We start from the raw sequence: 22,288 nt of genomic DNA, 5'->3' as shown, positions 1-22,288 counted from the left end.
ACCGCGCCGGCCCGGCCTCGCGGCCGGGCCGGCGCACACCGAGCGGGACGACCAGGGACAGGAGCGACAGGTGGCACAGCGCACCGCAGGACGGACGTCTGCGACCCGGACGCCGGCGGCGAGGGACGCCCGGAAGGGTTCCGGCCGCACGGGTGGCCCGACGACGACGCCCGCCCGCTCCCGTCCCGCAGACCGGGGCGGTGCCGGCCGCCCCGAGCCCCGACCGCCGGCGCGCGTCCGCGCGCGCCGGTGGTTCGCGGGCCTCGACCCCTGGCGCCGGGTGCTGCTCGCCCTCGCCGCGCTCGCCGTCGTCGCCGTGGTGGTCGCGCTCGTCGTGTCGCTCACCCGCGGGACGTCGTCCGCACCCGACGAGGGGTTCGTCGTCGACCCCGCCCGCGTCGCCGAGCTCGAGGCGGCCGAGGAGGCGCGCGACGCCGACAACCTCGTCGCCTCGATCGAGCACGCCGAGCACGTGCAGACCGAGCTCGTCCCCGTCCTGCACGGGCTGCACGCGGTGCTCCCCGTGGACGGCTCGACCGCGGTCCCGGCCGACCCGGCCGAGATCGCGGAGTGGCGAGCGACCGTCGACGGCCTCGTGGCCGAGACCGAGTCGCTCCAGAGCGGCTCCTCCGAGCACAACATCGTCCGCAACGGGATGCTCACCTCGCTCCAGCTCGTCGGCGACACGCTCGACGCCGTCGGACTCGCGGCCGCCGCGGACGCGAACGACCCGACCACCGCCACGGACCTCTACGCCCTCGCCGGCGAGCTGCGCACGCGCGCCGTCGACACGTGGGGACTCGCCGCGATCCAGCTCGACCTGCGCTCGACCGCCGGGGGACAGGGGCACGTCCACGTGTTCCTGCCCGTGCACCCGGACGACTCGCTCGACGGTGGCATGGACCTCGGGCACGAGGGCGGTTCCGCGGACGACGAGGACGCGCACGAGGACCACGACCACTGACCGACGGCGGCCCCGGGAGGGGCCGCCCCACCGACCTCCCGGTCGGGCGCCCTCCGGGGTGCAGGCCGAGCCCGACCGGGACCTGACCGGAGCGCCCCGCGCGACGACGCGCGGAACCCACGACGCACCACGAGGAAGGAGAGCACGACCTGCGGCACGGCAACGTCGCCGAGCCGCACCGCTCAGTTCTCAAGGAGGAGAAGTGACAGCACGACCTTCGAGAGGTCGGCGCCAGGGGGTCGCGGCGGTCACCGCCGCGGCCCTCGTCGCGCCGGCGCTCACCCTCGCCACGGCGGCCCCCGCCGCCGCGCACGACGAGTTCTCCGTCATGGTCTTCAGCAAGACCGCCGGGTTCCGGCACGGCTCGATCCCCGCGGGCGTCGCGGCGATCCAGCAGCTCGGCACCGACCACCACTTCGCCGTCACCCCGACGGAGGACGCGGGAGCGTTCACGGACGCGAACCTCGCGCAGTACGACGCCGTCGTCTGGCTGTCCACCACGGGCGACGTCCTGAACGACGAGCAGCAGGGCGCGTTCGAGCGGTACATCGCCGACGGGGGCGGGTACGCCGGCGTCCACGGGGCGTCCGACACCGAGTACGACTGGCCCTGGTACGGCGAGCTCGTCGGGGCGTACTTCAACAGCCACCCCCAGAACCAGGACGCGACGGTCGTCGTGGCCGACGACGAGCACCCCTCGACCGCCCACCTCCCGGCCTCCTGGGACCGGTACGACGAGTGGTACAACTACCGCGAGAACCCGCGCGGCCAGGTCCACGTGCTCGCGAGCCTCGACGAGTCCTCGTACTCCCCGGGGTCGGGCGCCATGGGCGCCGACCACCCGATCGCGTGGTGCCAGGAGTACGACGGCGGCCGGTCCTGGTACACCGGCGGCGGCCACACCGACGAGTCCTACACCGACCCCGCGTTCGTCCAGCACCTGCTCGGCGGCATCCAGACCGCCGCGGGCGCGGTCGACGCCGACTGCGGCGCGACGGTCGACGCCTCGTTCGAGCAGGTGACGCTCGCGAAGGGCGCGGCCAAGACGGGCGAGCCGATCGCCATGGCCGTCCTGCCGGACGGCGACGTCCTGCACACCTCGCGCGACGGGCGCGTCTGGTTCACGACCGCCGACGCGACGACGGCGCTCGCGGGCACCGTCCCCGTGTACACCCACGACGAGGACGGCCTCCAGGGCGTCGCGATCGACCCGGGCTTCGCCGAGAACCGCTGGGTCTACCTCTACTACGCGCCCAGGCTCGACACGCCGCCCGGCGACGCGCCCGAGACGTCGGCCGACCCGGCCGCGTTCGAGGCGTTCGAGGGGTACAACCAGCTCTCGCGGTTCCGGCTCACGGAGCAGAACCTGCTGGACCTCGCGAGCGAGCAGAAGATCCTCGAGGTCCCGGCCGACCGCGGGCTGTGCTGCCACGCGGGCGGCGAGATCGACTTCGACGCCGAGGGCAACCTCTACCTGTCGACGGGTGACGACACGAACCCCTTCGCGTCCGACGGCTACGCGCCGATCGACGAGCGGGCGACCCGCAACCCGGCGTTCGACGCCCGCCGCAGCTCGGGCAACACGAACGACCTGCGGGGCAAGCTCCTGCGCATCACGGTCGCCGAGGACGGGTCGTACACGGTCCCCGAGGGCAACCTCTTCCCCGAGGGCGAGTACGAGGCCGGCAAGACCCGGCCCGAGATCTACGCGATGGGCTTCCGCAACCCGTTCCGCTTCGGGGTCGACAAGGCGACGGGCGAGGTCCACCTGGGCGACTACGGTCCCGACGCGGGCGGCGCGAACGCGAACCGCGGCCCCGGCGGCACGGTCGAGTTCAACGTCATCTCCGAGGCGGGCAACTACGGCTGGCCGTACTGCATCGGCGACAACCTCGCGTACAACGACTACGACTTCGAGACCAAGGTCTCCGGGCCGAAGTTCGACTGCGCGGCGCCGAAGAACACGAGCCCGCACAACACGGGCCTCGTCGACCTCCCGCCCGCCGTGCCGGCGTGGCAGCCGTACGACGGCGGGTCCGTGCCCGCGTTCGGGACGGGCGGCGAGTCCCCGATGGGTGCCGTCGTCTACGACTACGACCCCGAGCTCGAGTCCGAGACCAAGTTCCCCGCCTACTACGACGGCAAGCCGCTGCTCTACGAGTGGGACCGCGCGTGGATCAAGGAGGCGATCCGGAACGAGGACGGCAGCCCCGCGGGCTTCGTGCCTGCGCTGGACTTCATGGACCTCCGTCGGCCGATGAACCTCGAGTTCGGCCCGGACGGCTCGCTCTACGTGCTCGACTACGGCGGCGGCTACTTCGGGGGCGACGCGCTCTCGGCCGTCTACCGGATCGACTACGTGCGCGGGGGCCGCTCGCCCGTCGCGCAGATCGACGCGACGCCGACGAACGGCCAGGCACCGCTCGCCGTGTCGTTCGACGGCACCGGGTCCTCCCACCCGGACGGCAAGGAGTTCACGTACGCCTGGGACCTCGACGGTGACGGCGAGACCGACGCCACCGACGCCCAGGTCTCGCGGACGTTCACCGAGAACGGCCGGCACGAGGTGCGGCTCACCGTCACCGACGCCGACGGCAAGCAGGGCGTGGCGACCACGACCATCACCGTGGGCAACACCGCGCCCGAGGTGACGCTCGAGCTCCCGGCCGACGGCCAGTTCTTCGACTTCGGCGACCAGGTCCCGTTCCGGGTCACGGTCACCGACGCCGAGGACGGCGCGCAGGTCGACTGCAGCCGGGTCGTCGTCGAGTACATCCTCGGCCACGACAACCACGGACACCCGCTGTCCAGTGCCACGGGCTGCGAGGGCGTCCTCACGACCGCCAAGGACGAGGGGCACGGCCTCGACGCGAACATCTTCGGCGTCGTCAACGCGACGTACACCGACGGCGGGGGCGCCGACGGCGTGCCCGCGCTCGCGTCCGACGACGAGGCCGTCCTGCACACGCGCACCAAGCAGGCCGAGTACTTCACCGACAGCCAGGGCGTCCAGGTCGTCGCGAAGGACATCTCCGAGGGCGGCAAGCAGCTCGGGTACATCGCGGCCGGCGACTGGTTCGCGTTCGACCGGATGAACCTCGCGGGCATCGACTCGATCTCCGCGCGGTACAGCTCGGGCGGCTCCGGCGGCGTGCTCGACGTGCGGGACGGTGCCGTGGACGGCCCGGTCCTCGCGACGCTCACGCTGTCGCCGACCGGGAGCTGGGAGACGCCGGCGCGCACGCAGGCGGTCCCGGTCACCGACCCGGGCGGCACGCGCACGCTCTACTTCGTCGCGCGCTCGACGACGGGGGCGACGGGCGACATGTTCGACGTCGACTCCGTCACCTTCACGGGTCGGGGAGCGGCGAACAACGTGGCCCCGGTCGTCGGCTCCGTGACGGCGACGCCCGCCACGGGCGACGCGCCGCTCGACGTCGCGTTCGCCGCGCAGGCCTCCGACGCCGACGGCGACGCGCTCACGTACGCGTGGGACTTCGGCGACGGCGGCACGGCGACGGGCGCGACCGCGCAGCACACGTACACGGCGGCCGGGAGCTACACGGCCAAGGTCACTGTGAGCGACCCGTCGGGCGCGCACGCGACCGGCACCGTCGCGGTCTCCGTGTACGGCACGCTCGAGTGCACCGAGCCCGACCCGCAGCGCGGGCCCGCGGACGAGTTCGAGGGCGAGGCGCTCGACGGCTGCCGCTGGGACGTCGTCGACCTCCGCCCCGACCTCGCCCAGGTGCGCGACGGGAAGTGGGTCGTGCGCACGACGGACGCCGACTTCGCCGGCACCGGCAACCAGCGGGTGCCGAACATCATCACGACCGACCAGCCGGGCGACTCCTGGACGGTCGAGACGAAGATGACGGCCGCGTTCGCGAACCAGTACCAGCAGGGCGGCCTCATCGTCCGCGCGTCGGAGTCCGACTACGTCAAGCTCGCCGTGGTCCAGCACCCGGGCGGCCTGCGCGTCGAGCTCCGCAGCGAGATCGGCGACGTCGTGCAGTCCACGAACGGCGACGTCCTCGACGTCGCGAAGCCCGTCTACGGCGAGTACCTGCTGCGCCTGTCGCGCGACGGCGACTCGTTCACCGGGTCGTACTCGCTCGACAACGGGCAGACCTGGGTCCCGACCACGCGCGCCGTCACGCACGCGGGGCTCGGCGACGCGGGCGTCGGCGTGTTCGCGCTCGGCAAGAGCGCGGGCGCGAACCAGATCGACGTCGCGTTCGACCACGTGCGCGAGGTCGACGGCAGCGGCGTCCCCGTGTGCGAGGACGTCACCGCGAGCGACACGTTCGACGGCAGCGGGTCCGGCCTCGGCCTCGACCCGTGCCGCTGGTACGTCGTCGACGCCGACCCGTCGCGGCTCGCCGTCGCGGACGGCGCGCTGCAGCTCACCACGACCGACGACGACATCTTCGGCGCGACGAACTCCACCGTGCCGAACATCGTCCGTTCGAAGGTCGTGACGGGCGACGAGTGGACCGTCGAGACGACGGTGCGCGCCGACCTCACGCAGAACTACCACCAGGGCGGCCTCATGGTCTACAAGGACCAGGCCAACTACGTGAAGCTCGACGTGATCCACAACGGGGCCGCCAACGGCACCGTCGGGTTCGAGCTCCGCAGCGAGAAGGGCGACGTCGTGCTGCAGCCGCAGCCCGGCGTGTCGGACCTGCCCCGCGAGGCGGACAAGACGTACCACGTGCGCCTGGCCCGCTCCGGCGACACGTTCGTCGGCTCGTGGTCGCTCGACGGCGAGCGGTGGACCGAGCTCGCCGCCGTGACGAACGACCAGCTCGACGGGATCGGGGTCGGGCCGTTCGCGCTCGGCAAGAACCAGACCCAGCCCGCGGTCGTCGCGTTCGAGGACTTCGTCCTCGCGGGCGAGGTGGTCGAGCAGCCGCTCGACGTCACCACCGAGGTCCAGATCCGGTGCCTCGCCGGCAAGGCGTACGTCGCGGTGCGTGCGACGAACGCCGACGGCGTCCCGGTGGACGTCACGCTGACGACGCCGTTCGGCAGCAAGGCGTTCACCGGCGTCCAGCCGGGCGCCTCGGCGTACCAGTCGTTCGCGGCCCGGGCGACGTCCGTCGAGGCGGGCGTCGTGGGCGTCGCGGCGACCGGCGACGGCCGCACGTTCGCGGCCGACGTCGCGTACGACGCCAAGAGCTGCGGCTGACGCGGCAGCTCGGACAGCAGGCCGAGGGCCGGTCGGGGACGTCCCCGACCGGCCCTCGGTCGTGCGGCGTCAGGCGCGGGGGAGTGCCATGACCACGTCGCTGTGCGTCTCGCCGCCGACCACGTAGGTACGGCGCCCCACGACGTCGAACCGGTGCTTGCGGTAGAACGCCTGCGCCCGGGCGTTGAGCACGTTCGTGCCGAGCCACACGGGCAGGTCGGGACCGAGACGGGCGGCCGCCTGCGTCGTCGCGGTCATGAGCACGCCCGCCGCGCCCGTGCCCTGGGCCGCGGGGTGCACGTAGATCTTCGACAGCTCGACCGCCTCGCCCGGCCCCACCGCCGCGGCGACGTCGGGGTCGTCCGGCACCCCGCGGACGAGGAGCGCGTACCCGAGGGGTCCCGGGGCGTCCGTCCCGTCGGGCTCGACGAGGAGGAGGGCATGGGCGGCGCTCGCGGCCCATGCACGGAACCGCTCGGGCGAGAGCTGCGTCGTGACGTGCTCGGCGATCGCCTCGGGCGACGTGCCCGGGGGGCACGCGAGCGGGAACGTCAGGGCCGCGAGCTCTGCGAGCGCGGGCGCGTCGTCGGTCGTCGCGCGGCGCACGCGCACGGTCGCCGGGGCGGGGGAGCGGTCGTCGGGCATGCCCGCGAATGTACGCCCTGACGCTGGGTGCACGGCCGGCCTCGCACCCGGGCTCGGGTGTGTTCCGGGCATGATGGTCGGGTGACGCGCATCGACCTCAACGCCGATCTCGGCGAGGGCTTCGGCCGCTGGACCCTCGCCGACGACGAAGCCCTGCTCGGTCTTGTGACCAGTGCGAACGTGGCGTGCGGCTTCCATGCGGGCGACCCGGCGACGATGCGCGCCGTGACGCGCGACGCCGTCGCGCGCGGTGTGCGCGTCGGCGCGCACGTGAGCTACCGCGACCTCGCGGGCTTCGGGCGCCGCTTCATGGAGGTCGACCCCGGCGAGCTCGCCGACGACGTGCTCTACCAGCTCGCGGCGCTCGACGGCTTCGCGCGCCTCGCGGGGGACCGGGTGCGCTACGTCAAGCCGCACGGCGCGCTTTACAACGCGATCGTCCACCACGAGGCGCAGGCCCGCGCCGTCGTCGACGCCGTCCGCGCCTACGACCCCGCGCTCCCCGTGGTCGGCCTGCCGGGGTCCGCGGTGCTGCGCCTCGCGGACGCCGCGGGGCTGCCGACGGTCCGCGAGGCCTTCGCCGACCGGGGCTACCTCCCCACGGGCGAGCTGGTCCCGCGCGGCCTGCCGGGCGCCGTCGTGCACGACGCCGAGCAGGTCGCCCGGCGCGTCGTGGAGCTCGCCTCGGCGGGCACCGTGCTCGCGGCGGACGGCTCCGTGCTCCGGGTCGACGCGGACTCGGTGTGCGTCCACTCCGACACGCCGGGCGCCGTCGGGCTCCTGGGCTCGGTGCGGGCCGCGCTCGAGGCCGCGGGCGTCGAGCTGCGCCCCTTCGTCGACGCCGCGCCGGGTGCGCGCGAGGGCACCGTGCCGTGACGGGCGCCGTGCACGGGTTCGGGGAGACGGCGCTGCTCGTCGACCTGCCCGACCTGGCGGCCGTGCGGTCGCTGCACCGGGCGCTCGCGGACGACGTCCCGCCGGGGGTCGTCGACGTCGTCCCGGCCGCGCGCACGGTCCTGGTCCGGTGCGCGGCGCGCGGCGACGTCGCCGACGCCCGGGCCTGGGTCCAGGGGGCACTTCTCCGCGCGTCGTCCGACGTCGCGCGTCCGCCCGCCGGTCCCGTGGTGGAGATCCCGGTGCGCTACGACGGGCCGGACCTGGGCGACGTCGCCCGCTGGGCGGGGGTGAGCGTCGAGGAGGTCGTCGCCCGGCACTCCGGGCGGGTGTACGAGGCCGCGTTCGGCGGCTTCGCGCCGGGCTTCACCTACCTGGCGGGCGTCGACCCCGCCATCGCTGCCCCTCGCCTCGCGACGCCGCGCACGCGCGTCCCCCCGGGGTCCGTCGCGCTCGCGGGCGAGCTCACCGCGGTGTACCCCGGCGAGTCCCCGGGCGGGTGGCGCCTGCTCGGCCGCACCGACGTCGCGATGTTCGACGTCGACCGCGACCCGCCCGCGCTCGTCGCACCCGGGGCGCGAGTCCGGTTCGTGCCGTCCCGGTCCGTCGCGGCCACCGCGCGGCAGGGGACCCCGTCGACCGGGACGTCGGACGCGAGCGGCGCGCCGTCGGTCGTGGCGGCCGACCCGGGCCCCGGGGGGCCGTCCGTCGAGGTCGTCGCGACGGGTCCGCTCGTCCTCGTCGAGGACGGGGGCCGCCCCGGCCTCGCGGCGGTCGGCGTCGGCCCGTCGGGGGCGGCGGACCGCACCTCCCACGCGCTCGCGAACCGGCTCGTCGGCAACCCGGCGAGCGCGGCGACGCTCGAGGTCACCCTCGGTGGGCTCGCGCTCCGGTTCCGGGGCTCCGCGGTCGTCGCGCTCGCCGGGGCGGCGGTCCCCGCCACGGTCGACGAGGTCCCCGTGGGCATGAACGCACCCGTCCGGGTGTCCGACGGCGCCGTGCTGCGGCTGGGCCAGGCGGCACGGGGACTGCGGACGTACGTCGCGGTCCGGGGCGGGGTGGTCCCGGGAGCGGTGCTCGGGTCGCGGTCCCGCGACGTCCTGTCCGGGCTCGGGCCGGCCCCGCTCCGTCCGGGCGACCGCGTGCCGGTCGGTCCGCCGCCCTCGGGCACGTGGCCGCTCGTCGACGTCGCGCCGGTGCGCCACGTCCCCGGCGTGCTGCGCCCGGGCGAGCGGGCGGGGGCGCTGCTCGACGTCGTCCCGGCGCCTCGGGACGACTGGTTCCTGCCGGGTGCCTGGCAGGCGCTACGGGCGTTGCGGACCGTGAGCGCGGACAGCGACCGCGTCGCCCTGCGCCTCGACGGACAGGCGGTCCCGCGCCGCGCGGGGGAGCTGCCGTCGGAGGGACTCGTCCGCGGGGCGGTCCAGATCCCGCCCGACGGCCGACCGGTCGTCTTCCTCGCGGACCGTCCCGTCACCGGTGGCTACCCCGTCATCGGGGTGCTGCGCGAGGACGACGTCGACCGCGCGGCCCAGCTCCGCCCGGGAGACAGGGTCGTGCTCCGCGCGACGCGGCCTGCGTGACCTGCCGTCGAGGCTGTGTGCGGACGACAGAGAGGACGCACCGCAGGTCGTTCCCGTCCGCCCCGACCTGGGCCGGGACCGGGGAGGACGGCACGACCGGCCTGTGTGGCGGGTCACCCGGAGCCGGCTTGACCCCGACGCGACGGGCCACGTAATGTTCTGGATGTCGGCCCGACAGGGAGGAACAGACACCGCCTCGAACGATCGAGGGTGGCTGGTCCCGGGGTCGAAACCCTTCCACCGCATGGCGTAGGATGTTCTCCTGCCCGCGACGAGGAAGACCACGGTGACTGGACCACGGCGAACAGCCGGGGTTGAGGAGCCGGGGAAGACCTGGTAAGGTTGAAGGGTTGCCCCAAGCGAGGTTCTGCCCGGTCGGGTGGTGCTGAGTTGGTGTGTGTCGGTTGTTTGAGAACTCAACAGTGTGCTTGTTAGTCAATGCCAATTATTTGTCCCTGTGGCATGGCTGATCGTTCCCATCCGTCGGGTGGGGTGGTTGGTTGTGTCTGGGATTCCTTTGGTTGATTTCGGAAGATGATGTCATCTTTCGTGTTGATGCCAGTTTTGTGAACCCTGTTGGGGTTCGCTTCGTATGGATTGTTCACTGCTGGGTTTGCCTGGTGGTGGGCGTTGTTCATTTACGGAGAGTTTGATCCTGGCTCAGGACGAACGCTGGCGGCGTGCTTAACACATGCAAGTCGAACGATGAAGCCCAGCTTGCTGGGTGGATTAGTGGCGAACGGGTGAGTAACACGTGAGTAACCTGCCCTTGACTTCGGGATAACTCCGGGAAACCGGGGCTAATACCGGATATGAGCCGCCTTCGCATGGGGGTGGTTGGAAAGTTTTTCGGTCAGGGATGGGCTCGCGGCCTATCAGCTTGTTGGTGGGGTGATGGCCTACCAAGGCGACGACGGGTAGCCGGCCTGAGAGGGCGACCGGCCACACTGGGACTGAGACACGGCCCAGACTCCTACGGGAGGCAGCAGTGGGGAATATTGCACAATGGGCGCAAGCCTGATGCAGCGACGCCGCGTGAGGGATGAAGGCCTTCGGGTTGTAAACCTCTTTCAGCAGGGAAGAAGCGCAAGTGACGGTACCTGCAGAAGAAGCGCCGGCTAACTACGTGCCAGCAGCCGCGGTAATACGTAGGGCGCAAGCGTTGTCCGGAATTATTGGGCGTAAAGAGCTCGTAGGCGGTTTGTCGCGTCTGGTGTGAAAACTCGAGGCTCAACCTCGAGCTTGCATCGGGTACGGGCAGACTAGAGTGCGGTAGGGGAGACTGGAATTCCTGGTGTAGCGGTGGAATGCGCAGATATCAGGAGGAACACCGATGGCGAAGGCAGGTCTCTGGGCCGCAACTGACGCTGAGGAGCGAAAGCATGGGGAGCGAACAGGATTAGATACCCTGGTAGTCCATGCCGTAAACGTTGGGCACTAGGTGTGGGGCTCATTCCACGAGTTCCGTGCCGCAGCAAACGCATTAAGTGCCCCGCCTGGGGAGTACGGCCGCAAGGCTAAAACTCAAAGGAATTGACGGGGGCCCGCACAAGCGGCGGAGCATGCGGATTAATTCGATGCAACGCGAAGAACCTTACCAAGGCTTGACATGCACGGGAAGCCACCAGAGATGGTGGTCTCTTTGGACACTCGTGCACAGGTGGTGCATGGTTGTCGTCAGCTCGTGTCGTGAGATGTTGGGTTAAGTCCCGCAACGAGCGCAACCCTCGTCCCATGTTGCCAGCGGGTTATGCCGGGGACTCATGGGAGACTGCCGGGGTCAACTCGGAGGAAGGTGGGGATGACGTCAAATCATCATGCCCCTTATGTCTTGGGCTTCACGCATGCTACAATGGCCGGTACAAAGGGCTGCGATACCGTAAGGTGGAGCGAATCCCAAAAAGCCGGTCTCAGTTCGGATTGGGGTCTGCAACTCGACCCCATGAAGTCGGAGTCGCTAGTAATCGCAGATCAGCAACGCTGCGGTGAATACGTTCCCGGGCCTTGTACACACCGCCCGTCAAGTCACGAAAGTCGGTAACACCCGAAGCCCATGGCCCAACCGTTCGCGGGGGGAGTGGTCGAAGGTGGGACTGGCGATTGGGACTAAGTCGTAACAAGGTAGCCGTACCGGAAGGTGCGGCTGGATCACCTCCTTTCTAAGGAGCTACCAACCCTCGCCTCGCCGGCTTCGCTGGTGGGTGGGTGGTTCAGGTGCCACGCCATCGCCGTACGTGTGGTGGGTGGTTGCTCATGGGTGGAACATTGACGAAAGAGCGTCCTGGTCTTCGCTGGTGTCAGTACCCGCCGGCCCGCCAGGCTCTGGTCGTCCCTTCGGGGGTGGTCGGGGTCGGGTGTGGTGGTGGTGGAACATCGCTGGTGAGGGGTGGGGGCTTGTCGAGCACACTGTTGGGTCCTCAGGTCACCGGCCACCGGTTGGTGGGGTGCCTGGTACGGGCCGGTCCTCGGGCCACGAACCGCCAGTCTTGTTCCTCTGTGGAGGGGCCAGGGTGGTAGGCGGGTCGGGTGGGGGTCGGGGTCGTTGGTTGTTTGAGAACTGCACAGTGGACGCGAGCATCTTTGTAAAGATCAAGACACACTCTTGAGTGTGGTTCTTGGTTCTCTGCAGTTTTGTTGTTTTTGTTGAAGTTTTTAAGGGCACAGGGTGGATGCCTTGGCACTAGGAGCCGAAGAAGGACGTTGTAGCCTGCGATAAGCCTCGGGGAGCTGGCAAACGAGCTGTGATCCGAGGGTTTCCGAATGGGGGAACCCCGCACGAGTCATGTCGTGTGACCCGCACCTGAATATATAGGGTGTGTGGAGGGAACGTCGGGAAGTGAAACATCTCAGTACCGACAGGAAGAGATATTCCGTGAGTAGTGGCGAGCGAAAGCGGATGAGGCCAAACCGGGCGCGTGTTCAAGCTGTCAGGCGTTGCGTGTTCGGGGTTGTGGGACCCTTCTGGTGGATCTGACAGTCCGCCGGGGAGTCAGAAAGTCGTGTCATAGTCGAACCGCATTGAAAGGCGGACCATAGACGGTGCGAGTCCGGTAGACGAAATGGTGCGGCCTCCCGAAGGGGATCCCAAGTAGCACGGGGCCCGAGAAATCTCGTGTGAATCTGGCAAGACCACTTGCTAAGCCTAAATACTACCTAGTGACCGATAGCGGACCAGTACCGTGAGGGAAAGGTGAAAAGTACCCCGGGAGGGGAGTGAAATAGTACCTGAAACCGTGTGCCTACAATCCGTTGGAGCCTCCTTGGCTGGGGTGACAGCGTGCCTTTTGAAGAATGAGCCTGCGAGTTAGTGCTCAGTGGCGAGGTTAACCCGTGTGGGGAAGCCGTAGCGAAAGCGAGTCCGAATAGGGCGCCCATAGTCGCTGGGTCTAGACCCGAAGCGAAGTGATCTAGCCATGGGCAGGTTGAAGCGCGGGTAAGACCGCGTGGAGGACCGAACCCACCAGGGTTGAAAACCTGGGGGATGACCTGTGGTTAGGGGTGAAAGGCCAATCAAACTTCGTGATAGCTGGTTCTCCCCGAAATGCATTTAGGTGCAGCGTCACGTGTTTCTTGCCGGAGGTAGAGCTACTGGATGGCCGATGGGCCCTACAAGGTTACTGACGTCAGCCAAACTCCGAATGCCGGTAAGTGGAAGCGTGGCAGTGAGACTGCGGGGGATAAGCTCCGTAGTCGAGAGGGAAACAGCCCAGACCACCGGCTAAGGCCCCTAAGCGTGTGCTAAGTGGGAAAGGATGTGGAGTTGCACAGACAACCAGGAGGTTGGCTTAGAAGCAGCCACCCTTGAAAGAGTGCGTAATAGCTCACTGGTCAAGTGATTCCGCGCCGACAATGTAGCGGGGCTCAAGTACACCGCCGAAGCCGTGGCATCTGCGCTCAACTCAGGCCTTCGTGGTCCAGAGGCGCAGGTGGGTAGGGGAGCGTCGTGTGGGCAGTGAAGCCGCGGGGGAACCCAGTGGTGGAGCCCACACGAGTGAGAATGCAGGCATGAGTAGCGAAAGACGGGTGAGAAACCCGTCCGCCGAATGACCAAGGGTTCCAGGGCCAGGTTAATCCGCCCTGGGTAAGTCGGGACCTAAGGCGAGGCCGACAGGCGTAGTCGATGGACAAGGAGTTGATATTCTCCTACCGGCGAAGAACCGCCCATACCGAGCCCGGTGATGCTGACCGCCCAAACCTGTCCACCGGCCCTTCGGGGCCACCGGACAGGGGCGCGCGGGACCCAAACCGGTAGTAGGTAAGCGTATTAACAGGGGTGACGCAGGAAGGTAGCCCGGCGTGGCGATGGTAGACCACGTCCAAGGCTGTAGGCCGTCTGGTAGGCAAATCCGCCAGGCACACAGGCTGAGAGCTGACGGTGAGCGCACAAGCGCGAACTGGGTGATCCTATGCTGCCAAGAAAAGCCTCGGCGCGAGGTTCTAGCCGCCCGTACCCCAAACCGACTCAGGTGGTCAGGTAGAGAATACTAAGGCGATCGAGAGAATCGTGGTTAAGGAACTCGGCAAAATGCCCCCGTAACTTCGGGAGAAGGGGGGCCCGAAGCGTGAACACCCTCGCGGTGGGAGCGTGGACGGCCGCAGAGACCAGGGAGAAGCGACTGTTTACTAAAAACACAGGTCCGTGCGAAGTCGCAAGACGATGTATACGGACTGACGCCTGCCCGGTGCTGGAAGGTTAAGAGGACGGGTCAACCCTCGGGTGAAGCTCAGAATTTAAGCCCCAGTAAACGGCGGTGGTAACTATAACCATCCTAAGGTAGCGAAATTCCTTGTCGGGTAAGTTCCGACCTGCACGAATGGCGTAACGACTTCTCCGCTGTCTCAACCGCGAACTCGGCGAAATTGCACTACGAGTAAAGATGCTCGTTACGCGCAGCAGGACGGAAAGACCCCGGGACCTTTACTATAGCTTGGTATTGATGTTCGGTGCGGCTTGTGTAGGATAGGTGGGAGACTGTGAAGCCCGTACGCCAGTGCGGGTGGAGTCAACGTTGAAATACCACTCTGGCCGCTTCGGATGTCTAACCTCGGTCCGTGATCCGGACCAGGGACAGTGCCTGGTGGGTAGTTTAACTGGGGCGGTTGCCTCCTAAAATGTAACGGAGGCGCTCAAAGGTTCCCTCAGCCTGGTTGGCAATCAGGTGTCGAGTGCAAGTGCACAAGGGAGCTTGACTGTGAGACTGACAGGTCGAGCAGGGACGAAAGTCGGAACTAGTGATCCGGCGGTGGCTTGTGGAAGCGCCGTCGCTCAACGGATAAAAGGTACCCCGGGGATAACAGGCTGATCTTGCCCAAGAGTCCATATCGACGGCATGGTTTGGCACCTCGATGTCGGCTCGTCGCATCCTGGGGCTGGAGTAGGTCCCAAGGGTTGGGCTGTTCGCCCATTAAAGCGGTACGCGAGCTGGGTTTAGAACGTCGTGAGACAGTTCGGTCCCTATCCGCTGCGCGCGCAGGAAACTTGAGAAGGGCTGTCCCTAGTACGAGAGGACCGGGACGGACGAACCTCTGGTGTGCCAGTTGTTCCGCCAGGAGCACCGCTGGTTGGCTACGTTCGGAAGGGATAACCGCTGAAAGCATCTAAGCGGGAAGCCTGCTTCAAGATGAGGTTTCCATACCCTACGGGGTGAGAGGCACCCAGCAGAACACTGGGTCGATAGGCCGGACGTGGAAGCGGGGACGAAAGACCCGTGCAGCTGACCGGTACTAATCAGCCGACAACTTCAACACCAACACACTTTGCTACGCGTCCACTGTGCGGTTCCCGAACCACCAACACCACACCCCCTTCCGGGGTGCCCAGTGTTGAGGAGGTTCACAGAGTTACGGCGGTCACAGCGAAGGGGAAACGCCCGGTCCCATACCGAACCCGGAAGCTAAGCCCTTCAGCGCCGATGGTACTGCCCTGGAGACGGGGTGGGAGAGTAGGACGCCGCCGGACAACCCTTCACCGAAGGCCCACCCCACACGGGGTGGGCCTTCGGCATTTCCGCATACCCTCAGACATCCGGTACTGACGCCGGCGCCACGTTCGCCCACCGCGCGATCGCAAGCCGCCCGGGTCGGTCGAGACGACCGGCGATCGAGGAAGCGAGAACCACCTGGCCGCTCAAGGCAGCGCGCAGCGGTCACCCGAGGCAGAGGCGTGGTCACGGTAGGTAGAGCCGGGGTCACCCGACGTGGAGCCGGGGTCATGCACGGTCGCCCTGGGTGGTCGGGGTGGGTGGTGGTGCCGCGTCTACCATCCGCCGCTCGTTCCTCGCGGCTCCCGCCAGGCCCGCCACGACGCGGCACCACCACCCACCCCGCCCTGCTCCGTCTCGCCCTGGTCGTCACGCACCTCGGGCGACTGCCCGCGGTGTCGATTCGTGAGCATGTCTCCACGGTCGCACCCGGTCGTTGCCGGGCCGCCGCCCTGCCACACACCCCCCGTGTGCCGCGGCTCCGCGCTGCCACGCGACGCTGGTCGCGGCCCCCGCTCTCGTCGTGGCGACGTCGGGCCGAGTCGTAGCGACGCCATACCGGGCAGGTGGCCATGGCTTGTCCGGAGCGTCGGACGAGCCATGGTCGCCTGCTCGACCTGCCGAGCCCGCCTGCCCGGGCGGTCGCCAGGCCATGGTGGGCTGACGGGCTGAGCGGTGGGGGTGGGCTCGGATGCGAAGGGGCGTCAAAGCGGCGCTCCAAGAACCCACGGCCGACAGATCAGGGCGACGGCGCCGCAGCCCCGAGCACCGAGACCACCCCCACCGCGGACCCGACCACGCGGGCCTAAGAACCGAACCCCGCCGAACCCCCACCACGGGCCCGGCCGGGGTTCTACCTCGGCGGGATGACATCGGTCGCACCCGCGTGTCTGGGAGGGGGCGGCGCGGTGGGCATGGCGTCGGTCCCCACTAGAATGGCGACCATGTCCACCATCTCCCGTGACGAGGTCGCGCGCGTCGCCGCGCTGGCCCGCATCGATCTGCGACCCGAGGAGCTGGACCGGCTCTCCGGCGAGCTCGACGTGATCGTCGACGCCATCGCCAAGGTCAGCGAGGTCGCGACGCCCGACGTCCCCGCGACGAGCCACCCGCTCCCGATGACCAACGTCTTCCGGGACGACATCCCCGAGCCGCCGCTGCCGGTCGAGGACGTCCTCGCCGCGGCGCCGTCGGCCGAGGACGGGCGCTTCGCCGTCCCGCAGATCCTCGGGGAGGAGTGAGATGAGCGAGGACCTGACTCGACTGTCCGCCGCGGAGCTCGCGGAGGGGCTGACCGCGCGCGACTTCTCGAGCGTCGACGCGACCCAGGCGCACCTGGACCGCATCGCCGCGGTCGACGGCGCGGTGAACGCGTTCCTGCACGTGAACGCCGAGGAGGCGCTGGAGACGGCGCGCTCCGTCGACGAGCGACGCGTGGCCGGCGAGGAGCTGCACCCGCTGGCCGGTGTGCCGATCGCCGTCAAGGACGTCGTCGTGACGAAGGGCATGCCCACGACGGCCGGCTCGAAGATCCTCGAGGGGTGGGTCCCGCCGTACGACGCGACGCTCGTCGAGAAGATCCGCGCCGCGGGGCTGCCGATCCTGGGCAAGACGAACATGGACGAGTTCGCCATGGGCTCGTCGACCGAGCACTCGGCCTTCGGCAACACGCGCAACCCGTGGGACCTCGACCGCATCCCGGGTGGGTCGGGCGGCGGTTCGGCCGCTGCGGTGGCCGCGTTCGAGGCGCCCCTCGCGATCGGCACGGACACGGGCGGCTCGATCCGCCAGCCCGGTGCCGTGACGGGCACCGTGGGCGTCAAGCCGACGTACGGCGGCGTCTCGCGCTACGGCCTCATCGCGATGGCGTCGTCGCTGGACCAGGCGGGCCCCGTGACCCGCACCGTGCTCGACTCCGCGCTGCTCCACGAGCTGATCGGGGGCTACGACCCGCGTGACTCGACGTCGATCCCCGGCCGCGCGCCGGCGCTCGTCGACGCCGCGGTCCAGGGTGCGACGGGCGACCTCACCGGCCTGCGCGTCGGTGTCGTCAAGGAGCTCAACGGCGAGGGCTACCAGGAGGGCGTGAGCGCGCGGTTCGCGCAGTCGCTGGATCTGCTGCGCGGCCTGGGCGCGGAGATCGTCGAGGTCTCCTGCCCGCACTTCGAGTACGCGCTCGGCGCGTACTACCTCATCATGCCGTCGGAGGCGTCGAGCAACCTCGCCAAGTTCGACGGCATGCGCTTCGGCCTGCGCGTCGAGCCCGAGGAGGGCCCGGTGACCGCGGAGCGTGTCATGGCCGCCACCCGCGGTGCGGGCTTCGGCGACGAGGTGAAGCGCCGGATCATCCTCGGCACGTACGCCCTGTCCGCCGGCTACTACGACGCCTACTACGGGAGCGCGCAGAAGGTCCGCACGCTCATCCAGCGCGACTTCGCGGCAGCGTTCGAGCAGGCCGACGTGCTCGTCTCCCCGACGGCGCCGACCACGGCGTTCCGGTTCGGCGAGAAGCTCGACGACCCCCTCGCGATGTACCTCAACGACGTCGCGACGATCCCCGCGAACCTCGCCGGGGTCCCGGGGATGTCGGTCCCGGCGGGCCTGTCGGACGACGGCCTGCCCGTCGGGTTCCAGATCCTCGCGCCGGCCAAGGCCGACGACCGCATGTACCGGGTGGGCGCCGCGCTCGAGTCCGCGCTCCTCAGCGCGTGGGGCGGGCCGCTGCTCGACCGCGCGCCGGCGCTGCCCACGGCCACCATCGAGAAGGAAGGCCAGGTCGGATGACCGCCACGACCGTCGACCTCGTCGACTACGCCGACGCCACGCGCCGCTACGACCCCGTCATCGGGATCGAGGTGCACGTCGAGCTCGGCACGCTGACCAAGATGTTCTGCCCGGCCGAGGTGAGCTTCGGCGCGGAGCCGAACACCCAGGTGACCCCGGTCTCGCTCGGGCTCCCGGGCGCGCTGCCGGTCGTCAACGGCAAGGCCGTCGAGTACGCGATCCGCATCGGCCTTGCGCTGAACTGCCAGATCGCCGAGACCTGCCGGTTCGCGCGCAAGAACTACTTCTACCCGGACGTCCCCAAGAACTTCCAGACGTCGCAGTACGACGAGCCCATCGCGTACGACGGGTGGATCGACGTCGAGCTCGAGGACGGGACCGTGTTCCGCGTCGAGATCGAGCGTGCGCACATGGAGGAGGACGCCGGCAAGAACACCCACGTGGGCGGCGCGACCGGTCGCATCCACGGTGCGGAGTACTCGCTCGTCGACTACAACCGGGCCGGCATCCCGCTGGTGGAGATCGTCACGCGGCCGATCACGGGCGCGGGCGACCGCGCGCCGGAGGTCGCGCGCGCGTACGTGCAGACGCTGCGCGACATCTTCCGTGCACTCGACGTGTCCGAGGCACGCATGGAGCGCGGCAACGTGCGCGCGGACGTGAACCTCTCGCTGCGCCCGACGCCCGAGTCGCCGCTCGGGACGCGGACGGAGACCAAGAACGTCAACTCGTTCCGCTCCGTCGAGCGGGCGGTCCGGTACGAGGTCTCGCGCCAGGCCGCCGTCCTCGACGCCGGTGGCACCGTGATCCAGGAGACGCGGCACTGGCACGAGGACACCGGCGTCACGACGTCGGGGCGCGTGAAGTCCGACGCCGAGGACTACCGGTACTTCCCGGAGCCTGACCTGGTCCCCGTCGCGCCCCCGCGCGAGTGGATCGAGGAGATCCGTGCCGGGCTCCCGGAGCTCCCGGTCGCGCGCCGCCGTCGCCTCCAGGGCGAGTGGGGCTACGCCGACGCCGAGATGCGCGACGTCGTCAACGCCGGCGCGATCGACCTCGTCGAGGCGACGGTCGCGGCGGGGACGAGCCCGGCGGGTGCCCGCAAGTGGTGGATGGGCGAGCTCGCCCGTCGCGCGAAGCAGGACGAGGTCACGCTCGAGGAGCTCTCCGTGACGCCCGCGCAGGTCGCGGCGCTGCAGGGGCTCGTCGACGCGGGTCGTATCAACGACAAGCTCGCCCGCCAGGTCCTCGACGGCGTCCTCGCCGGCGAGGGCGACCCGGAGGCCGTCGTCACGGCGCGCGGTCTCGAGGTCGTCTCCGACGACGGCGCCCTGCTCGCCGCGATCGACGAGGCGCTCGCCGCGCAGCCGGACGTCGTCGAGAAGGTGCGAGGGGGGAACCTCGGACCGGTCGGCGCGATCATCGGCGCGGTCATGAAGGCGACGCGCGGCCAGGCGGACGCCGGTCGCGTGCGCGAGCTCATCCTCGAGCGGATCGGCTGACGCCGTGACGCGCGGACCGGTCCTGCTCGGGGAGATGGTGCGCCTGCGCCCGATCGAGGCGCGGGACGCCGACCGCATGTGGGAGTCGCTGCAGGACCCGGAGTCGAACCGGCTCACGGGGACGACGGCGACGTTCACCCGCGACCAGATCGACGCGTGGTCCGCGACGATCAGCGACCGCGAGGGCCGGTACGACTGGGCCGTCACGTCGAGCGCCGTGCGCGACGGTCAGCTCGTGAGCGACGAGATGCTCGGCGAGATCGTGCTCAACGACCTCGACGAGGACGCCCGCTCGGCGAACCTGCGACTCGCGCTGCTCCCGAACTACCGGGGCCGCGGCTACGGTCGTGAGGCGATCTTCGAGGTGCTGCGGTTCGCGTTCGAGGGCGCGACCGACGCCGACGGGGTCCGGCACGAGGGTCCGCGCCTGCACCGCGTGAGCCTGGACGTGCTGAGCATCAACCCGCGGGCACGGATGCTCTACGAGTCGTTGGGCTTCCGCGAGGAGGGTCGGCTGCGCGACGTCTACCGCGACGGCGACGGCTGGGCGGACGCCACCGTCATGAGCATCCTCGAGGACGAGTTCCGGGCGGGGCTCGGCGCGTCCTGAGCGCGGTAGCAGACCTCGCTTCGACCGACACCGAAGGGCCCGGCAGCAGCTGCTGCCGGGCCCTTCGTCGTCCCCGGAGTCGAGCTGGCCCTGGCCCGCCTCGTGTGCAGGACGGAGGGCCACCGTCCTGCTGCCTCCGTGCGACGTGCGACGTGCGACGTGCGATGCCGCCGACGGCGGGGGACCGTGGTTGACATGGCAGAGCCGCCCGGCGTACATTCATAAGACGGAAACGAACTTCCGAGATGTGGAATCGCATCGTAGGCCAGGTCAGGTCGGACACTGCCGGCCCACCGGACGTCGAGAGGGACACGCAGCGATGACGCTGGACGAGTTCAACCGGTTGTCGCCGTCGGAGGCGCGCGAGGTGCTCCTCGCGTGCGCGCACGTGACGCGCTGGGCCGACGCCGTCGCCGACGGGCGCCCCTACGCGACCGTCGAGGACGCGGCCGACGCCGCCCTCGCGGCGGCCGACCCGTGGACCGACGACGAGGTCGACTCCGCGCTCGCCCGCCACCCCCGGATCGGGGAGCGCGCGCAGGGCGACGCCGCGGACGCGAGCATGTCGCGGTCCGAGCAGTCCGGCGTCGACACCTCTGACGACGAGGTGACGCGCCGCCTCGCGGACGGCAACCGTGCCTACGAGGAGCGGTTCGGGCACGTGTTCCTCGTCCGGGCCGCCGGACGCAGCGCCGAGGAGATCCTCGAGCAGCTCACCGAGCGGCTCGGCAACGACGCCGAGACCGAGCGGGCGAACGCCGCCCACAACCTGCGCGAGATCGCCGCGCTGCGGCTGAAGGGAATGCTGATCCCATGAGCACCCATGCCAGCCACATCACCACGCACGTACTCGACGCGGCCAGCGGTAGGCCCGCCGAGGGGATCGCCGTCCGCCTGGAGGCGGCTCCGGAGATCGCGGACAGGACGACGGGGCAGGGCTGGTCCCTGGTGGCGTCCTCCCGCACGAACGACGACGGTCGTGTGCCCGAGCTCGGGCCCGAGACCCTCGTCCCCGGTACGTACCGGCTCGTGTTCGACACGGGCGAGTACTTCGACCGGCGAGACACCGTGTCCTTCTACCCGGAGGTCGTCATCGTCTTCCGGGTGGCGAGCGCTGAGCAGCACTACCACGTCCCCGTCCTGCTCAGCCCGTTCGCCTACTCGACCTATCGAGGGAGCTGACATGAGCACCACCACCACGACCGCCGCGCAGCCGGCGGCCACGCAGAGCAGCGGGGCCATCGTCCTGGGCGACAACCAGTGGGGCAAGGCGGAGGTGCGCCTCGTGCGCGTCGACCGCGCCACGCCTCGCCACGAGATCACCGACCTCAACGTCTCCTCGCAGCTGCGGGGCGGGCAGGAGGCCACGCACCTGGAGGGCGACAACTCCCGGTGCGTCGCCACCGACACCCAGAAGAACACGATCTACGCGTTCGCCCGCGACGGCGTCGGCGCGATCGAGGACTTCGCGATCCGCCTCGGCCGGCACTTCGTCGAGGACTTCGAGTGGATCGAGGGCGGCCGCTGGGAGATCGAGCAGTACTCCTGGAACCGCATCGAGACCGCGGAGGGCGAGCACGACCACGCGTTCGTCCGGAACAACCAGGAGACGCGCACGACCGTCGTCCAGCGCGACGGCGACGAGGTCTTCGTCGTCTCGGGCCTCACGGACCTCGTCGTGCTCAAGTCGACGGGCTCGGAGTTCCACGGGTTCCCGCGCGACCGCTACACGACCCTCGTGGAGACGAACGACCGCATCCTCGCGACGTCGGTCACCTCGCGCTGGCGCTACACGACGACGGACGTCGACTTCGACGCCGTGTACGCGAAGGTCCGCGCGATCCAGCTCGAGGCGTTCGCGACGACGCACTCGCTCGCGCTGCAGCAGACGCTGTTCGCGATGGGCAAGGCGGTCCTCGAGGCCGTCCCGGAGATCGCCGAGATCAAGTTCTCGATGCCGAACAAGCACCACTTCCTCGTGGACCTGGCGCCGTTCGGCCTCGACAACCCGAACGAGGTGTTCTTCGCGGCCGACCGCCCCTACGGCCTCATCGAGGCGACGGTGCAGCGCGAGGGCGAGCCGGCTGAGCCGCGCGCCTGGGCGACCGTCACCGGGTTCTGCTGAGCCGGC

At 69.7% G+C, this 22,288-nt stretch carries 12 protein-coding genes and 3 rRNA genes; 14 read left to right on the top strand and 1 reads right to left on the bottom strand.

The features are described from left to right. Window positions 1-70: 70 nt before the first annotated feature. Entirely contained in the window at window positions 71-964 is an 894-nt protein-coding gene (locus tag JOE63_RS15880) for a hypothetical protein (RefSeq protein ID WP_204542550.1), read from the top strand. 202 nt (window positions 965-1,166) lie between these two features. Beyond that, complete coding sequence (locus tag JOE63_RS15875) at window positions 1,167-6,158, top strand: ThuA domain-containing protein (protein ID WP_204542549.1); 4,992 nt, start codon at window positions 1,167-1,169, stop codon at window positions 6,156-6,158. A 69-nt stretch (window positions 6,159-6,227) separates the two neighbouring features. Here the strand turns inward: JOE63_RS15875 and JOE63_RS15870 are convergent, their stop codons facing one another. After that, window positions 6,228-6,803 carry a GNAT family N-acetyltransferase gene (locus JOE63_RS15870; RefSeq protein ID WP_204542547.1) on the bottom strand — a complete coding sequence of 192 codons (576 nt, stop codon included), beginning with the start codon at window positions 6,801-6,803 and terminating at the stop codon, window positions 6,228-6,230. An 81-nt stretch (window positions 6,804-6,884) separates the two neighbouring features. Here JOE63_RS15870 and JOE63_RS15865 point away from each other — a divergent pair, with 81 nt between their 5' ends. The 12 genes from JOE63_RS15865 (at window position 6,885) to pucL (ending at window position 22,282) form a co-directional block, all read left to right on the top strand. After that, entirely contained in the window at window positions 6,885-7,679 is a 795-nt protein-coding gene (locus JOE63_RS15865; protein ID WP_204542546.1) for a LamB/YcsF family protein, read from the top strand. Next, window positions 7,676-9,280 carry a 5-oxoprolinase subunit B/C family protein gene (locus tag JOE63_RS15860; protein ID WP_244286214.1) on the top strand — a complete coding sequence of 535 codons (1,605 nt, stop codon included), beginning with the start codon at window positions 7,676-7,678 and terminating at the stop codon, window positions 9,278-9,280. The genes JOE63_RS15865 and JOE63_RS15860 overlap by 4 nt, the downstream gene beginning before the upstream one ends. A gap of 637 nt (window positions 9,281-9,917) precedes the next feature. Next, window positions 9,918-11,439, top strand: a 16S ribosomal RNA gene (locus tag JOE63_RS15855). A 483-nt stretch (window positions 11,440-11,922) separates the two neighbouring features. Next, a 23S ribosomal RNA gene (locus JOE63_RS15850) occupies window positions 11,923-15,028 on the top strand. Window positions 15,029-15,122: 94 nt separating this feature from the next. Then, window positions 15,123-15,239: ribosomal RNA gene (gene rrf, locus JOE63_RS15845) — 5S ribosomal RNA — on the top strand. The 16S, 23S and 5S rRNA genes sit together here, the layout of an rRNA operon. A gap of 966 nt (window positions 15,240-16,205) precedes the next feature. After that, window positions 16,206-16,502: an Asp-tRNA(Asn)/Glu-tRNA(Gln) amidotransferase subunit GatC gene (gene gatC, locus JOE63_RS15840; protein WP_047232578.1), complete on the top strand. Its 297-nt coding sequence runs from the start codon at window positions 16,206-16,208 to the stop codon at window positions 16,500-16,502. A 1-nt stretch (window position 16,503) separates the two neighbouring features. Next, entirely contained in the window at window positions 16,504-18,045 is a 1,542-nt protein-coding gene (gatA, locus tag JOE63_RS15835; RefSeq protein ID WP_087469448.1) for an Asp-tRNA(Asn)/Glu-tRNA(Gln) amidotransferase subunit GatA, read from the top strand. Next, on the top strand, window positions 18,042-19,547 hold the full coding sequence (gatB, locus tag JOE63_RS15830; protein ID WP_087469447.1) for an Asp-tRNA(Asn)/Glu-tRNA(Gln) amidotransferase subunit GatB: 1,506 nt from the start codon (window positions 18,042-18,044) through the stop codon (window positions 19,545-19,547). The genes gatA and gatB overlap by 4 nt, the downstream gene beginning before the upstream one ends. 4 nt (window positions 19,548-19,551) lie before the next feature. Beyond that, window positions 19,552-20,157, top strand: coding sequence for a GNAT family N-acetyltransferase (locus JOE63_RS15825; protein ID WP_307840151.1), 606 nt, complete (start codon window positions 19,552-19,554; stop codon window positions 20,155-20,157). Window positions 20,158-20,476: 319 nt separating this feature from the next. Further along, entirely contained in the window at window positions 20,477-20,974 is a 498-nt protein-coding gene (uraD, locus tag JOE63_RS15820; protein ID WP_204542544.1) for a 2-oxo-4-hydroxy-4-carboxy-5-ureidoimidazoline decarboxylase, read from the top strand. Continuing rightward, complete coding sequence (gene uraH / locus JOE63_RS15815; RefSeq protein ID WP_087469444.1) at window positions 20,971-21,339, top strand: hydroxyisourate hydrolase; 369 nt, start codon at window positions 20,971-20,973, stop codon at window positions 21,337-21,339. The genes uraD and uraH overlap by 4 nt, the downstream gene beginning before the upstream one ends. A gap of 1 nt (window position 21,340) precedes the next feature. Beyond that, window positions 21,341-22,282 (top strand): factor-independent urate hydroxylase, encoded by a 942-nt coding sequence (gene pucL, locus JOE63_RS15810; protein WP_204542543.1) that lies wholly within the window; start codon window positions 21,341-21,343, stop codon window positions 22,280-22,282. Window positions 22,283-22,288 lie beyond the last annotated feature (6 nt).

Origin of the sequence: Cellulosimicrobium cellulans, from assembly GCF_016907755.1 — a bacterium.
GTDB classification, from domain to species: Bacteria; Actinomycetota; Actinomycetes; order Actinomycetales; family Cellulomonadaceae; genus Cellulosimicrobium; species Cellulosimicrobium cellulans_D.
This window is presented reverse-complemented; position numbering and strand designations above follow the sequence as displayed.

Coding starts and splice junctions, on each gene's coding strand:
- JOE63_RS15870 (WP_204542547.1), bottom strand. CDS start 6,803: ATGCCCGACGACCGCTCCCCCGCCCCGGCGACCGTGCGCGTGCGCCGC.
- uraH (WP_087469444.1), top strand. CDS start 20,971: ATGAGCACCCATGCCAGCCACATCACCACGCACGTACTCGACGCGGCC.
- gatA (WP_087469448.1), top strand. CDS start 16,504: ATGAGCGAGGACCTGACTCGACTGTCCGCCGCGGAGCTCGCGGAGGGG.
- gatB (WP_087469447.1), top strand. CDS start 18,042: ATGACCGCCACGACCGTCGACCTCGTCGACTACGCCGACGCCACGCGC.
- uraD (WP_204542544.1), top strand. CDS start 20,477: ATGACGCTGGACGAGTTCAACCGGTTGTCGCCGTCGGAGGCGCGCGAG.
- gatC (WP_047232578.1), top strand. CDS start 16,206: ATGTCCACCATCTCCCGTGACGAGGTCGCGCGCGTCGCCGCGCTGGCC.
- pucL (WP_204542543.1), top strand. CDS start 21,341: ATGAGCACCACCACCACGACCGCCGCGCAGCCGGCGGCCACGCAGAGC.